This window comes from Microcoleus sp. S28C3 (assembly GCF_036700785.1).
Lineage (GTDB): Bacteria > Cyanobacteriota > Cyanobacteriia > Cyanobacteriales > Microcoleaceae > Microcoleus > Microcoleus asticus.
Genome location: NZ_JAUBPO010000055.1, coordinates 1 through 14,564 on the forward strand (window position 1 = coordinate 1; position 14,564 = coordinate 14,564).

Sequence of the window (14,564 nt, forward strand, 5' to 3'; positions counted from 1 at the left end):
TGTTCCATGTCATTTAATTTACCAGATTTTGAACACCATTTTTTGCGTTCACTCTCCTACCCCCCCTGAACGGTTACAATATATCTCCGGCGGCAGTCAACTTGTTTGGTCGCCCGATCGCACAAAAATTGCTTTCCTATTCGGCGCTTATCCGAAACAGCAAATTTACACAATTAATGCCGAGGGAACAAACCTCAAAAATTTGACAAAAAACCCGCAACATGAGGTTTACAACGTCAAACTATTTTGGTCGCCCGACAGCAGCCGCATTGCTTACTATTACAATAAACCTGGCGATTCATCAGGCGAACAGCAAGATATCTACCTGCTCGACATTAAGCGGGGGACAGCCAAGAACCTCACCCAAAAACCCAGAAACTACGACGAACTTTCATGGTCGCCGGATGGCAAACTTATTGCCTTCGTCGCCGGAGACTTCAACAATCAAAAACTATACACAATTAATGCTGACGGGAACCAGCTAAATCAACTAGCTACCCGGCTAAAACCGTCGGGAATTTCAGAATTAGCTTGGTCTACTGACAGCCAGCAAATTGCTTTTATATATAATGAAATCCAAGGAGACAAAAGCAACTTGTATGTAATTAATCGGGACGGTTCGGTATTAACTAAATTAACAAATGACCAGGATTTGAATGCTAGCAATCCGGTTTGGCAACCGCAGTAAAGTTACGGGTTAATTAATACAGTCGTGGATACAAAAAGCAACGGAGGAGGACACGGCAATGCCGTTTCCCTACCCGAAAAAAATCGTAGCACGGGCGAAGACCCGCCCGCGATCGCGAGAGATGTAACTATCGCCTGATTAATTAATTGTAGGGAAACGGCACTGCCGTGTCCTGACTGTGGGTAATATTAATTCCCATGCCACCGGATTTAATATTCTGCATCCAAGACTGTCAAATTGGGGAAGATGCAATAATTTTTTTCTCCTTTAATTGCTGGTTAACTTGCAACTCATTTGACTCAAGTTCCTCATGTTTTTCATCCTGCACCTGTTTGTCAATTTTGGGCAACTTTAAAATCGCCCCAGCTAAAACCCAATAATACACGGACACTGGATCTACATCCAGTGGATAGTATTGAGGATTGATCGTAATAAATCCCACAAACACCCAAAAACTAGCTCCGTAACTCCGCAAACTTTTGTCTTTCACAGAACGGTAAGCTCTAAAACCTAGAAAAGCTAAGTGTAAAACCATGAGTTGAAAAGCAATCATTCCGGGATAACCTAGTTCGTACATCAACTTAGGTTGGAAAGTTTCAATTAGTTGCGGGTTGCCAAATATCCGCGTTGAATTAGTCGCTCGTCCCACACCTCTACCGAAAGGTCTGTCAATGATAAAATTGTTGCTCTGCTCGAACTGATTAAAAAGAAACTGCTGGGGCGGTGCAGCATTCCAGCGGCTAACAAAACTCTCCCACCGCTGCTCGATAATTCCCGGGTTAATTGCTGCACCGACAAACAGCAGAATCGCCAGTCCTGCACCGATGGGAATAAATCGTTTTAAATTAACTAATTGACCGGTGAGAACTAGCAGGATTGCCGTGGCAACTGGAACCATAACTAAAGCAGCTCTTTGACCGGAAATAACTGCATTGGCAAATACTAATGCCATGCCAAATAAACCGATAACTCGCCACCAGAATGAAGGGTCGCAAAAGGCAGAGGCAAAGGTTAGAAAAGCATTAGAAATTAAAAACCACGCCCACTGCCAAGGCGCTACAAAAGTTCCCGGTAAGCGGATAAACTTAACTTCTGGACTGAACACCAAAGAACCGCCGACAAAACATCTAGCTTGCAGTGTTGCTTTATATAATTCTTCTCCGGTCATTCCTCGGGTACCCGCGCATCTTCCACTTTGCAGCAACAGGTACTGAATCAAACCGAGAAGGCAGCAAACGATCGCCAAAATTAGGTGCATTCGACTAAAAAATACCAAATCCTTCTTAGTGCGGAGCAGATAATAGGTGCAAGCAATCAGCGGTATGTAACCTATCAATACTTTTAAGCCGAGAATTCCTTGGAGAATGGGTTTTTCGCCCTTCATAGGGTTGAGCTGCATTTCCCCGTTGACAAAAATTAAAGTCAGCATTGCCATCATCAACAGGATACTGAAGGTAGAAAGCATTTGTTTGGGAATGAACAGGGGCAACTGTTTCTTTTTGCAGCTTTGAATTAGGGCGATGAGAGCTGGTATGTAGAAAGCATCTTTGGCTACTTGAAATGCAGCATTCCCGCCGCCAATTGCGTAAGTAATTGTACCGCTGAAAGGCAGGTAAATTAGAAAAGCCCATAAAGCTTGACGGGGGTATTTGTAGGAAAGCAGCAAGATGGCTGCGGCTGCGCCTCCTGAAATAGCAATCTTAGGGCGGGCTACGAACAACAGGGGGATGCTGACAGCAAGGCTGACTAAGCAGCTTATGGCGATCGCCTGCACCAATTCATTGCGCTTTTGTGAAGTTTTGCGTTTTTGTGCTGCTACTTCTTTTTTGCTTAGCGCTGTTGTTTTTTCGCTATGCTTGTGTTTGGATTTCTTGGCTTTACGTTTGGTTTTCAACATAACTTCTAGAAGGCACTCAGATGTAGAAGGCACTCAGATGTAGAAGGTAGAAGGCAGAATGAATAGAAGCAAAAATATTGTTGCAGATGTGGTTACTTATTCTTAAAGTCAAGAACGAGAAAAAGTCTCGGTCGAGATTGTGGGTGTGACGCGGGCAAAAATTAGACAGGCGACCTTGTAGAATATAACTGCTGGATCTATAATGTACAAATCTCGAAAAAATAATTTTAATCGAGCGGTAAAAATGAATATGAAATTAACAAAATTTGTATCGATCGGCTTTGCCCTTCTTTTAGGAGCAAGCGCGAGCATATTATCTAGCAGCAGTACAGCATTAGCGGCCGAAAAAATTGTCCTTACATTTGGCCCGATCAGACAAACCATCAATATCACTGACTTAGAAGACTTTGCTAAAGATGGCACGACGACCCCAACCCTCCAACAAATTATCCGGTTTTCCAAAATGGACGCGCAAGTATTGCGCGGGTTCATGGGTCTAGAAATCGGTTTAAAGCCTGCTAATCTGGCCAGGGTAGTTTACAGCACCCCGGGAGAGAAAATTACTGACGAAATCGGTCAAGCAATTCGGACTCAGCGCCGCACAGAAAGCGGCAAAGCTCTGCGGGCGGCGATGATGCTGGCGGCCGGGGACGACGGTAAGGTTTCGCTGCTGGAAATCCTGAAAAAGTATCCTCTGACCGAGGTTTACGTAGATGTTGCCAGCATTAGCGCCGCTGTTGGGAAAGTTCAGAGTTTAGCCGGAAATATGCAAAGCCTGCTTCAAGATGTGATGCGATCGACAAGTCGCACAACTGAAACAACTCGCACCGAAAGTCCGATCGAACCTCGACGCAGCGTGCAGCCAACAACTCCGCCTCCAGCGCCGCGCCGCGCCGCCCCCTTGCCAGCACCAGCACCGCAGCCTGTGACGCCGGTGAGAGGGCTTTGGTAAAAAAATCATAAATGTGTCTTAGGGGCGGGTTTAGCCCGCATTTGTGGCATTCTGCAGACAATTTTGAGACAAAACCCGCCCTACCCCTATCCTAACCGCCAAGAGGGTTAGGACTCCCGAAGCAATCAATTTTTCTTGAGCAATTTTTTGAGCAACTTCGGAACCTCCGAAGGCCGAGCCGCCACAGGTATGCCCGCCTCTTCAAAAGCCGCCATTTTGTTTGGGGCCGTAACTCCAAAGGCTTTCTGGGCAGCAGCGCGAGAACTGATCAGGATGCCGGCATGGCCCAAAGACGGCCCTTTGGGAGCGTAGCGGCCCGCCAGATAAGCAACCACGGGTTTGTCGATCGCCGAGGCGATGTAAGAAGCAGCAGCTTGTTCGCTCCACCCGTCAACTTCCCCCACCAAAACCATCGCTTCCGTACTGTCGTCTTCGTCCAAAATTTGCAGCCACTGCATAAAAGAAGAACCGACAATCGCGTCGCAACCAATACAAACCGCCATCGACTGTCCCAACCCAGCCTCAGTCAGTTCTAGGGCAACTTCGTAAGTCAAAGTGCTGCTGCGGCTGATCACCCCCACCGAGCCGGGAGTGTAAAATTCCTTGGGGTGAGTTCCCAGCAGCAGTTTGTCGGGCACAATTATTCCCGGACCGTTAGGCCCGATTACCAAAGTTTCAGTAGCCTCTGCTTTTCTGACTAAGCGCACCATATCCAGAGGAGGCACTCCCCCTGTGACGATCGCGATTTGCCGAATTCCTCCCGCGATCGCTTCTAGAGCCGCATCCAGCACCGAGTAAGCGTCTACAAAAATTACCGCAGTGTCAACGTGACCCACTGCCGCCACTGCTTGTTCTACCAAATCAAAAATTGGAATTCCCTCCATTTCCAGCCCACCCCGACCGGGACTGACACCGGCGACTACATTTGTGCCGTATGCTTTCATCATCAGGGCGGCGCGGGTTGACGCGGGAGATTCTGTAATGCCCTGTACAAGGACTTTGCTTTCAGGAGTTAAATTCATTTTTTCCCACTTGACACTCGATCTGTAAAAAGCAGAAGGCCTTCATCTGTAGAGAAATCTCGTTTTTTGCCGATCGACTGCCGCTACTTGACGGAGGATACAGAAGCGGCTGCGGCCTCATCCAAAGTGCTAGCTAGCTGCACCGGCAACTGTCCCAAACGCTTTTTAACAGCATCAGCATCGATCTCTACCAGCCGCAGCACAACCTGGATGTGGCGGTTAGCGCGAGCTTTCCGTTCCAAATAGCCGGCTACTGCGGCGATTATTTCCTCGCTCTTGGAGGCGCTGCCCAAAATATTTACAAGTATCACCTTAACGCTTTTATCCTGAGCGACTAACTCCAGACCCAAATCTGCGCGATCGCGCAGGGCATTTGCTGCATCGTAGCGCTCTAGGGAACCCATATTCACAAAATTAGCTGGTTTTCCTCCTTGGTGGGTTACAGCATCCAGAGTTGCCATTGTCAGGCCCACTCCGTTGCATAAAATCCCGATATTCCCGTCTAGTTCGATTAATTGCAGGGATTCGGAATTCGAGATTGGGGATTGAGATTTGGGGTCAAACTCCGGCGATTGCTGAACCTTCGAGTTGGAATTAAGGCGATCGCCAGGGACATGGGGACTTCTCCTTTCCCGTGCCAGCCCGCCCAAGAGCCTATTCTCCGAGAGTGCTGCCAAATCTGGATGTCGCCCCAAGGCCTCGTTGTTGGCAGTGACTTTACCGTCTAAAGCCATTACCTCTCCCGTCGGACTGATGCCGAGAGGATTGATTTCTACTAAATCTAAATCTTTTTCGACAAACAGCCGGTACATTTTCTCGACAATGGTGCTCACGGATTGAATCAAGCCTCCCTGCAATCCCATTTTCAGCGTGAGACGCCTCGCGTAGAATGGGGAAAATTCCTGGTCTACAGCAACTTGCTGCATTTGCTCGATCGACCCTTCGACATCCATGCCTCCTTGTCTCGAACCCAGAAGAACCGGGCGTCGCGCTACGGGGTCTAGGAGTACCGCTAAGTACAATTCTTGGTCGGCGTTGTACTTTGCTTCTGCCAACAGGACTTGGGGATATTCATTCTCGATCGGCAAATTAAAAATTGTTTGGGCGGCAGCTACTGCATCGATCGTATTTTCCACAAACTTGATACCGCCCGCCCTGCCCCGTCCCCCAGCCCGCACTTGCGATTTGAGTACAACGGGGTAGGGAATTTTTAGTCCTTTGAGGTCGGCGGGATTGTCAATCCGCTGCGACGGCAAAATTGGAATTGCCATCTGGCGAAATAAAGATTTAGCTTGGTACTCTAACAAATCCATTATCAATTACGGGTGACGGGTAGTTGGCAACAAGCAATTCGTCCTAATTGGCAATTCATAATTAATAGATAGTAATTGGTTTTTTGTCAAGTTAAAAGTTAAAAAGTTTCGCTTTTATCTTTTAATTTTCGACTTTTGTATTGCCCATTACTTATTCGCTATTACCGCTCGCCGATTACCTATTACCTAAGCTGTTTCAAAGTGTTTTTTTCTCGGAATTGCCAAATTTTACTCTTAGGCTCTGGTGGGGACATATTTGGCGAGTTTTGGTGTTTTTTTGTCTCCGAAAATCTTCGGACTTTGGGCAATACTGTGCCGAGATATTTCTGCTAATTGTTTACTTGATGCTACTAGCAGCGCCTTGATGGACGGTTTTAACCCATTTGAGCCGCTTGGGCCGCACCGCAATCCGAGCCGTCACAGTCCCTACCAACAGCCAGTGGAACATATACACAGTACCCCGCAGCGTTTGCAGCAAGGTGACAAAAACTCGCCTTACCTCAAATTTGGTCTCTTTGCGAGTGCGGCGCAAACCGACAAACATTCCCACCACCGACAAAGTAAGGGTCATCACAGTTAGGGGACTGGCGATGGGCATCCGGCGCAGCACAATTGACATCAAAAAGTCGGGTAGCGCTACTGTGGGCAAGAAATATTGAGATACCCAAAATCCAAATAAATCCCAAGTTTTCCGAGTTCCCATGCGGTTGCGCACAATTAGCCGCCAGTAGTCAAGATAACGCTGATAGCCGCCTTCTGCCCAGCGATTGCGCTGATGCCACAGAGCGCGAGCGTTAGTGACTCCTTCTTCTGACACGGCTGGGAAAGCGAGAAATTCAATGTCCCATTGGTCTAGGTGCAGCCTCACCGTCAAATCCAGGTCGTCGGTAATCGTTTCCTCGTTCCAGCCGCCGCAGCGTTCCAAGGCGTTGCGACGCATGAATTGGCCGTTACCGCGCAATTCTCCAATGCCGCCGATCGCAATCCGCTGCTGTTGGAAAAAACTGTCGAGAGCCATTTCTGCTTCTTGGCCGCGAGTCCACAAATTTACCGCAGCATTGGCGATGGCTTTTCTGACTTGCACAGCCCCTACCTGTTCTCGATCGAACACCGGCAGCACGCGGCGCAGCAAATCCGGCGTTACTGTCGCGTCGGCGTCAAATATCCCCACAAATTCTCCGCGAGTCAGCGGCAACACTTGATTCAGGGCTCCCGACTTGCCGCCGCTGGCATTTGCTCCTCTGCGAAATACTTTGAGCTGGGGGTACTTTTTGGTGAGCTGTTCCAATACTAGCGGCGTGCCGTCGCTGCTGTGATCGTCGATCGCCCAAACTTCGTAGCGGTCGATCGGATAGTCTACATTGCAGATTGATTCTACGAATCTGGCAATCACCGCTTCCTCATTTTTCGCCGCCACCAGCAGCGACACGTAGGGCCAATCCTCTCGACTTTCATCGGCAAGAGGCGGCAGTGCGGGCTTGGGCGAAGCAAACAAAACTCGAAATGCGTGCATCCACAGCAGTCCTGTCAACCCCCACACTAACCACGCACCCCAAGAAATCAAGTGCAGGGCGATCGTGCCGCCCCAAATCGCAGTCAGCACCGCAGCGGCTTTTCCCCGGCGTCCCCGGTACAGATTTTGAGGAAAAGAGGGAGTTCCCGGCACAGACACCGCAACCGGGAGCTTTGCTTTTGTTTCCGCGTCAAACACCCTGTCGCCAATGTCTGGTATCGCAAATACTTTGCCGAGCTTCGAGTTCGAGGTCAAACTCTTGAGCTCTTCTTGAGCTAAATCAGAGATGTCCAAGTTAAGCTCGCTGCGAGCGTCGTTTTCTGGCCAAGAACTCTGCTGCATAGGTTACTTGATTCAACCACCAATAGTTTTTGATTTTAGAGATAAGTATTTACTGTACCAGTTTCTGGTCTTTTGTCGAAAGCACACGGGAGGACAAGCAGCGGCCTGGCTGCTTGTCCTCCCGTGTAAACGGGCATTGCAGAGATTATTTGGGATGACTTTTACTTGCGATCGACCAGGAATATCTGCTAGTTTTTTCTGGGGATCTCAACTATCTGTTAGTAATAATTGTCTGAGGTGGAAATATGTCTATTCCTCAACTCAAGCCAGCCGACGACAAAGAAGTGAAAGTCTACGCGCCTTTCTGTCAAGAGCCCAGGCGCAAGTTTTTACCGCACGCTATTGGCCTCTACAAGCTCAAAAGCTTGGAGGGGGCAAGAAAAATTGACGGCGGCGACGATGTGCCGTTTGTCGCTAGTTGGAATATCTCGTCGCTGCCGATCGACTTAACCCGCTGTCGGGTGTTGTTTGACGGCAATGCTGAACTCAGCTACGAAGTGACTATGCAAAGCTCTGAGTTTGTCAGTTGCTTAATTGAGGTACTCCTGACTTTTCAGCGGACTCGTACCGTCGATTTTTCTAAAACGTTTTACCGCAAGCTGATGCGCATGGATGAATAACTTTCACCGCAGCCGCCCTGCCGAAAGTTCGCAATTGACAATCAAGCAATTTAATCCGGGGCCCCCGGATTGATTCGTGGATCGAGAAAAAAGCTCCGAATCCCGATCGCCAGCCCCTGGATTTATCAGTGGGGTCGCTTTCTTCAATCTAAAATCTAAAATCTAAAATCTAAAATCGATTGACGGGCGCCATAACTGGCGTACCAATAGTGTAATGCCACCGGGACATTACATGATTGGTGCGCCAGTCCTATTTGAGAAGCCCAATAGTAACTGAGTTCTTGACATTATTTTCAAGAATCCCTTTGGGCGCGAACACTTATCCCCACCGCTTGCAGCAAATCTACAGCAGTTTTCCGTTGAGCGCGATACAGATTTCGCGTAGGGACTCAGGCTTTGTCTGAGTCCCTACCTGTATTTCATCCAATTGAAAACTGCTGTATTTGTTGTCGAACAAGCTCAAGAGCCTATTTCGGACATTCATTATTTGTGCAAGCAAGTGCGATCGCGCAATCTGATTTCGTTCAAATTTTGCGGCTCGGTAGCTGAGAGGAAAGCGCTGTATATCCGCCCAAGGAAACTCAATCTACAGCCCTTGAACTGCGATCGGGCTGGGATCGCAATCAGCCTTTGGACTGCTACCGAAATGCCAGCCCACCGCACCCGACAATTTATGTGTTTAGAAGCTAGAAGCCCGCTCCTAAACAGCTTATCGCTTGCAGTGCAAGATATCAGTTTGAACGAGGGCGATCGCACTAATAATTAATAACTAATAATAAATATCCCTTTTCAATTGTATGCAAAACTGACTAGGACACAGGCTATGCTCTCTCCCTACCGAATACTTGTATTTTATAGATATAAAACAGCCCTCAATTCCCCGGTAAAGGCTTTTGTAGGGATAAAAATTCCCACTTATACCGTGCTGCTTTTCTTTGATACGGCTCGTACTCACTGTTTAAAAAACGCAATTAAGTTTGCTGAATACTGTCATAGAATAAACATTTGACAAGGGTATTATTATCTCTCATAGAGTTATCAAACACTGCTAAAACAATCTGATAAAAGCGATTTTTACAAAAAAAATAGGTAAAAAAATCCCAAGAGAAGGGGTATCAACAGGTGAATAAAAGTTTCAATCAAAAAAACATTCTGCGCAAAAGCGACAAAATCGAGTATAATAGCATTGCCAAATTGAGTCGCAGTGCAGAAATACTGTTGAATAAACTAAAATTCTTGAAATAGACAGGTGCAAATTGAGGAGTGAAGGCGTACCCAAATTGACTAAATATTTGCTGATCGGTTCCACAAAAGCTTACAGCGGCAAGTCCGCGATCGCCCTGGGGATGGCACTCGGACTCCGGGCAAAAGGACTGGGCGTCGCCTACGGCAAACCTCTGGGAACCAGTTTCAGCTCCGAGGGAGCTGGGATCGAGGACGAAGACGTGCGGTTCGCGGTAGAGACGCTGAAGCTCTCAGAAAGTCAGATGCCGTCCACACTGCTGTATTTGGACGAAGAGACGGTTCACAAGCGTTTGCGGGGAGAAGACGAGACAGATTACCGCCAGTCTTTAGCGCAATATTTGCAAGCTCCCAGTGGAGATTTGGTGCTGTTAGAAGGCCCAGCTAATTTGGAGGAAGGCAGTCTGTTTGACTTGTCTTTAGCTCAAGTCGCTGAGGCAGTTGATGCCTCTGTGCTCTTGGTAGCCCGCCCGATCGATCTGTATATAGACGATTTGCTGTCGGCTAAGGGGCGTTTGGGTTCGCGCTTGGCTGGCGTGGTACTCAACGACGTTCCCTCGGACAAACTCGAAGCGGTAACGGCGACTGTGCGGCCTTTTCTGGAGGCACAGGGCATTCCTGTTTTGGGAATGCTGCCGAGAAGCGCTTTGCTGCGAAGTGTCAGTGTCAAAGAATTGGTACACCAATTGAAAGCTGACGTGCTCTGCCGTCGAGACCGTTTGGACTTGATGGTGGAAACCTTGACAATTGGCGCGATGAATGTTAGCTCTGCTCTTAAGTATTTCCGCAAAGCGAGAAATATGGCGGTGGTGACGGGGGGCGATCGCACGGACATTCAGTTAGCGGCTCTGGAAAGCTCGACTCAGTGCTTAATTTTGACAGGCCACTTGCCTCCTTCTCCCCTAGTGATCGGCAGGGCAGAAGAAATGGAAATTCCAGTTTTGTCTGTTGATTTGGATACTTTAACCACGGTAGAAATTATCGACAGCACCTTTGGCAGCGTGCGACTGCACGAACCGATCAAGGTGGAATGCGTTACTCAGCTAATGGCAGAACATTTTGACCTGGAGCGTCTGATGGCATCTTTGAGCCTGGGCGATCGAGTCCATTAATAAGGCTGCCGGATCTCAGGCAAGAAGGTATTCGGCAGTAGGCATTCGGCAGAGAGAATTTTTTGTTTAAATAAATAAAAAGCCAAAATTCTTAAATTCTCAATTTTTCTTGAATTCTACTTTGAGCTCCGGCTGCCGAATGCCTTCAGACATTCTGCCTTCTGGCTTCCTCAAATCTCCCCATCTTCTCGTCAAATCTCGTCAATCAGCAATTCTTAACTTCTTTTTGGCGGCAATGGCTAGTGAGTCTGCTAAAATCCACAACGTAGTTTTATTTAATTTAATAAATTCTTTGAGTCAATCAATTGAGCTACCCAGAGTAGATGATTTTTTACAAGAACTTGCGGCGATCCAGCAAACCAGCTCCAAGCGGATTGCTCTTTTGGGTTCTCGCCACGTTCCTATTACCCACCAGCAGCTAATTGAGATGCTGAGCTACGCCATAGTTCTGGGAGGCAATCAGCTCATCACTTCTGGCGCTACAGGCACCAATTCAGCCGCAATTCGGGGGGCAATGCGAGCAGATCCTAATCTGCTGACGGTGATTTTGCCGCAAAGCATGAGCCGCCAGCCCCGGGAGTCTCGCGACCAACTCGAACAAGTGATACATTTGGTAGAAAATCCCAAAAATGACAGTTTGTCTCTCCCGGAAGCAAGCGCCATGTGCAATCAGGAGATTATTTCTCGGTGTCAGCAACTGATCTGTTTTGCTTTTCACGAAAGCCACACTTTGCTGAAAACTTGCCAGGATGCGGAGGAACAGCGCAAAGTGGTTACTCTGTTCTATTTTGATTGAACTGCGAGGCGGATGATGCTGTTGGGATTGCCTGTGCCTGTTATTCTGCTTGATTGTATTGCTGCTGCTGCTGCGCTGGTTTACGCACCGTTTTTGGTGGTTGCGTTCGCCCGCTTGCAGCTAGGCTACGACCAAGCAGCCCCTCGCGCTATGTTTGAGAAGTTGCCTGCTTACGCTCAGCGGGCAACTTGGGCTCACCAAAATTCGTTTGAGACGTTTATGCTGTTTTCAGCGGCGGCTTTGATGGCTTTTGTGACGGGGGTAGATTCAGAGGCGGCGGGCTGGGCTGCGATCGCTTTTACGATCGCCCGGTTGTTGTTTTCGGTTTTCTATATTCTGAATGTGCCGCTGGGGCGATCGCTCATGTTTGCGATTAGTTCTTCTTGCACAGCTACTTTATTCTATTTCAGTTTAATGGCTGTTAATGGCTAATTGTTATTAGTCACTGGTAATTAGTCATTAGTCATTAGTTAAGAGACACTTAATTAATGACTAATTACCAACTACCAATTACCCATTACCAACTACCAATTACCCATTACCAATTACTAATTTATGGCTGCTAGTTATTCATTTGATATTGTCAGCGATTTCGATCGGCAAGAGTTAGTTAATGCTGTTGACCAAACAGTGCGGGAAATTCAAAGCCGATACGACTTGAAAGATACCAAAACAACCGTGGAATTGGGCGCTGAATCCATTACTGTCAATACGGACAGCGAATTTACTCTCGACGCGATTCACACTGTTTTGCAAACTAAAGCCGCCAAGCGGAATTTATCTTTGAAAATTTTTGATTACGGCAAAGCTGAACCGGCTAGTGGCAGTCGGGTGCGCCAAGAAATCAAACTCAAAAAAGGGATTGACCAGGAAATTGCCAAAAAAATCACTAAATTAATTCGAGATGAGTTTAAAAAGATTCAAGGATCGATTCAAGGTGATGCAGTGCGCGTTTCTGCCAAGGATAAAGATGATTTGCAGTTGGTGATTCAACGCTTGAAGCAAGAAGATTATCCGGTGGCTTTGCAGTTTACAAATTACAGGTAAATTTTTGAAAGCTAAGTATGGGATTCCCAGTTGTGCGATCGCCTCTTTGAGTGCGATAGAAATTGCGTTGCGCTTGCTGGAATTCGGAAATTTTGCTTTGTTGCAAGCTGATGCTGATGCTGACTAGATATTTGCACCAAATCAACTTGTATATCGGTTTGGCAATAGACTTCAGTACAATCAGTTTTCTCAACGGTCTGAACAAATCGATTCAGCCAAGCCTGAAGCTACTATGAGAATTTTGATGACAGGAGATTCGGTGCTCAATGGGAATAATACGGCGGATCGGATAGAAACTTTACAGAATTGTTCGCACCGCGTTTGTTGGGCATCAAAAAGCAGGTTCAGGTGCTAAATGCTTCTGCGGGCTTTTGGGAAATTGGCAATCAATTGGGATATATTTGCAAGTTTGGCACTTTTGAAAGCGATGCTGTGATATTGCAAATTGGTAGTCACGATTTGCAACAACATCCAACTAGCAGCGCGGGGTTGAAAAATAACCCCCTGATGCCGAATCGCCAACCGTTATTGGCAATGCAAGAAGAGTTTGACAGATACGTTATGCTCCGATTTTCCAGTGTTTTTGTGCCGAATTCCCCTGTGGCTAATGTGCCGGTGGCCGAAGCGCAACGGTTTAGGGAAAATATGCAGCGATCGCAAATAGTGGCTTTGGTTCGAGAGCGGAATATTCCGTTGTTTGTGTTGTATACTTGCGATCGCTCCGATTTACTGCCGATACCGAATCAGCCAAGGTTTAAATCTGAGCTTGTCGATCGGCTAAAAGCTTTGAAAATTCCAGTCACAGACACTCACGCAGCCTGGTCAAAATTGCCGAAAACCACGGTAGAAAGTTATTTTCGGGATGGCGTACACTCGACAGCCCCAGCCTATGAATCAATCGCAGATTTAGTCTTTCAGCAGTTGCGTACTGAGAAAAAATTAGCTGCTTGCTCATTAACTAATACCAACTCTGAAAGGTAGTGCCACACATATATTTTACGCGATCGTCTGTAAGGAAACGGTATTGCCCTTTCCCGATCCGGCTCGGCGAATTTCAATAATTGGTAGAAAATTTAATTGTGTAGCAATATCCGATCGAAATTGATATTAAATATCTAAACTCATGACAAGAATTTCTTGATGATACAAGCCCCCGGATTTATCCGTGGAATCAATCCAAAATCTCAAATCTAAAATCCTCAAGCCCCGAATTTGTCCGTGGGGTAAATCCAAAATCCAAAATCTAAAATATAAAATCGAATGACTCTTTTAGTCTCAATTTTATCGGCACTTGCTGCAAGTTGGTCACACTTAACCGACGTAAATCCTGCGGCGCTGACTGCTGATGGAAAACCCGGTTTCTGCATCCACGACTATATTTTACGTTGTTTTAACTGGATCTATTTAGCTGCCGAAAGATGGGATGGACATCAGGATGTCTGTGATGGATGGCGGCGAAGCCACAAAATATGTCAAATATATCACCAAAGCCAATGCTACAGCTTTAATTGCTTTAACGACGAGTGTTGTGGAAGAAGAAAGAGCGATTCCTCTTTCAGCAGGTTGTAAAGAACATATAATTTTTGCAACATTAACTAAACATTTAGGGGGAAAATATATTTATGAGGCAATGCAATCCCATAATGGTGATAATCTAACGAAAGCAGAAGCAACATCAGAAACATTTAAAGTAAGTAGGTCGGCGGGATTAAACTGAACTATGTAACTTTATGTAAACAGGGTCTCCTAGTGCTGCTTTCTTGGGATTTTGATACTTGACGATCGTTTACATAGTTGCGTTTTGTTTTACAGCGCCGACCTAGTTAAGGCCCCATGAATGGATGATAAGCTTATCTAAAGCTGTGTTAGAAGCTAACACACAAAATGTGATGAAAGTAATGCAGGAAATTCCTGAAACTGAACTATTTTTAATCAAAAGCCTGACTGAATTAGCACGTGAATTTCAATTTGAGCAAATTCTTGATTTAATTGAACCTTTAATGGTTCATAATTGAGATTT

At 46.7% G+C, this 14,564-nt stretch carries 16 protein-coding genes; 12 read left to right on the top strand and 4 right to left on the bottom strand.

Going from position 1 to position 14,564, the window contains the following annotated elements; genetic code table 11:
- Positions 1-688 (top strand): hypothetical protein (locus QUA13_RS17355; RefSeq protein WP_333200417.1); only part of this gene is annotated, 688 nt, incomplete at its 5' end.
- Positions 689-920: 232 nt separating this feature from the next.
- Here the strand turns inward: QUA13_RS17355 and hpsL are convergent.
- Positions 921-2,585 (bottom strand): hormogonium polysaccharide biosynthesis protein HpsL, encoded by a 1,665-nt coding sequence (gene hpsL, locus QUA13_RS17360; RefSeq protein ID WP_333200481.1) that lies wholly within the window; start codon positions 2,583-2,585, stop codon positions 921-923.
- A 244-nt stretch (positions 2,586-2,829) separates the two neighbouring features.
- Between hpsL and QUA13_RS17365 the strand changes: the two genes are divergently transcribed.
- Positions 2,830-3,537 (top strand): alpha/beta hydrolase, encoded by a 708-nt coding sequence (locus tag QUA13_RS17365; RefSeq protein ID WP_333200419.1) that lies wholly within the window; start codon positions 2,830-2,832, stop codon positions 3,535-3,537.
- 125 nt (positions 3,538-3,662) lie between these two features.
- Here the strand turns inward: QUA13_RS17365 and QUA13_RS17370 are convergent, their stop codons facing one another.
- The 3 genes from QUA13_RS17370 to QUA13_RS17380 all read right to left on the bottom strand — a co-directional run bounded on the left by QUA13_RS17370 (position 3,663) and on the right by QUA13_RS17380 (position 7,727).
- Entirely contained in the window at positions 3,663-4,559 is an 897-nt protein-coding gene (locus tag QUA13_RS17370) for a CoA-binding protein (protein ID WP_333200421.1), read from the bottom strand.
- Positions 4,560-4,642: 83 nt separating this feature from the next.
- On the bottom strand, positions 4,643-5,872 hold the full coding sequence (locus tag QUA13_RS17375; protein ID WP_333200423.1) for a succinate--CoA ligase subunit beta: 1,230 nt from the start codon (positions 5,870-5,872) through the stop codon (positions 4,643-4,645).
- A 337-nt stretch (positions 5,873-6,209) separates the two neighbouring features.
- On the bottom strand, positions 6,210-7,727 hold the full coding sequence (locus tag QUA13_RS17380) for a glycosyltransferase family 2 protein (protein ID WP_333200425.1): 1,518 nt from the start codon (positions 7,725-7,727) through the stop codon (positions 6,210-6,212).
- A gap of 245 nt (positions 7,728-7,972) precedes the next feature.
- Between QUA13_RS17380 and ebsA the strand changes: the two genes are divergently transcribed.
- The 10 genes from ebsA (at position 7,973) to QUA13_RS17430 (ending at position 14,559) form a co-directional block, all read left to right on the top strand.
- Positions 7,973-8,347 carry a type IV pilus biogenesis protein EbsA gene (gene ebsA / locus QUA13_RS17385; RefSeq protein WP_172192244.1) on the top strand — a complete coding sequence of 125 codons (375 nt, stop codon included), beginning with the start codon at positions 7,973-7,975 and terminating at the stop codon, positions 8,345-8,347.
- Positions 8,348-8,774: 427 nt separating this feature from the next.
- Positions 8,775-9,113: a hypothetical protein gene (locus QUA13_RS17390; protein ID WP_333200428.1), complete on the top strand. Its 339-nt coding sequence runs from the start codon at positions 8,775-8,777 to the stop codon at positions 9,111-9,113.
- A 490-nt stretch (positions 9,114-9,603) separates the two neighbouring features.
- Complete coding sequence (locus QUA13_RS17395) at positions 9,604-10,701, top strand: phosphotransacetylase family protein (RefSeq protein ID WP_333200430.1); 1,098 nt, start codon at positions 9,604-9,606, stop codon at positions 10,699-10,701.
- Between the two features lie 292 nt (positions 10,702-10,993).
- Entirely contained in the window at positions 10,994-11,497 is a 504-nt protein-coding gene (locus QUA13_RS17400) for a hypothetical protein (RefSeq protein ID WP_039887610.1), read from the top strand.
- A 15-nt stretch (positions 11,498-11,512) separates the two neighbouring features.
- A complete protein-coding gene (locus QUA13_RS17405; RefSeq protein ID WP_333200483.1) occupies positions 11,513-11,929 on the top strand; it encodes an MAPEG family protein in 417 nt (138 codons plus the stop codon).
- A gap of 123 nt (positions 11,930-12,052) precedes the next feature.
- Complete coding sequence (locus QUA13_RS17410) at positions 12,053-12,544, top strand: YajQ family cyclic di-GMP-binding protein (protein ID WP_172192240.1); 492 nt, start codon at positions 12,053-12,055, stop codon at positions 12,542-12,544.
- A gap of 4 nt (positions 12,545-12,548) precedes the next feature.
- Positions 12,549-12,671 carry a hypothetical protein gene (locus tag QUA13_RS17415; RefSeq protein ID WP_333200432.1) on the top strand — a complete coding sequence of 41 codons (123 nt, stop codon included), beginning with the start codon at positions 12,549-12,551 and terminating at the stop codon, positions 12,669-12,671.
- A 179-nt stretch (positions 12,672-12,850) separates the two neighbouring features.
- Positions 12,851-13,525: a hypothetical protein gene (locus tag QUA13_RS17420; RefSeq protein ID WP_333200434.1), complete on the top strand. Its 675-nt coding sequence runs from the start codon at positions 12,851-12,853 to the stop codon at positions 13,523-13,525.
- Positions 13,526-13,988: 463 nt separating this feature from the next.
- Positions 13,989-14,261 (top strand): hypothetical protein, encoded by a 273-nt coding sequence (locus QUA13_RS17425; protein WP_333200436.1) that lies wholly within the window; start codon positions 13,989-13,991, stop codon positions 14,259-14,261.
- A gap of 145 nt (positions 14,262-14,406) precedes the next feature.
- Positions 14,407-14,559 carry a hypothetical protein gene (locus tag QUA13_RS17430; protein ID WP_333200438.1) on the top strand — a complete coding sequence of 51 codons (153 nt, stop codon included), beginning with the start codon at positions 14,407-14,409 and terminating at the stop codon, positions 14,557-14,559.
- The last annotated feature ends 5 nt before the right edge of the window (positions 14,560-14,564 follow it).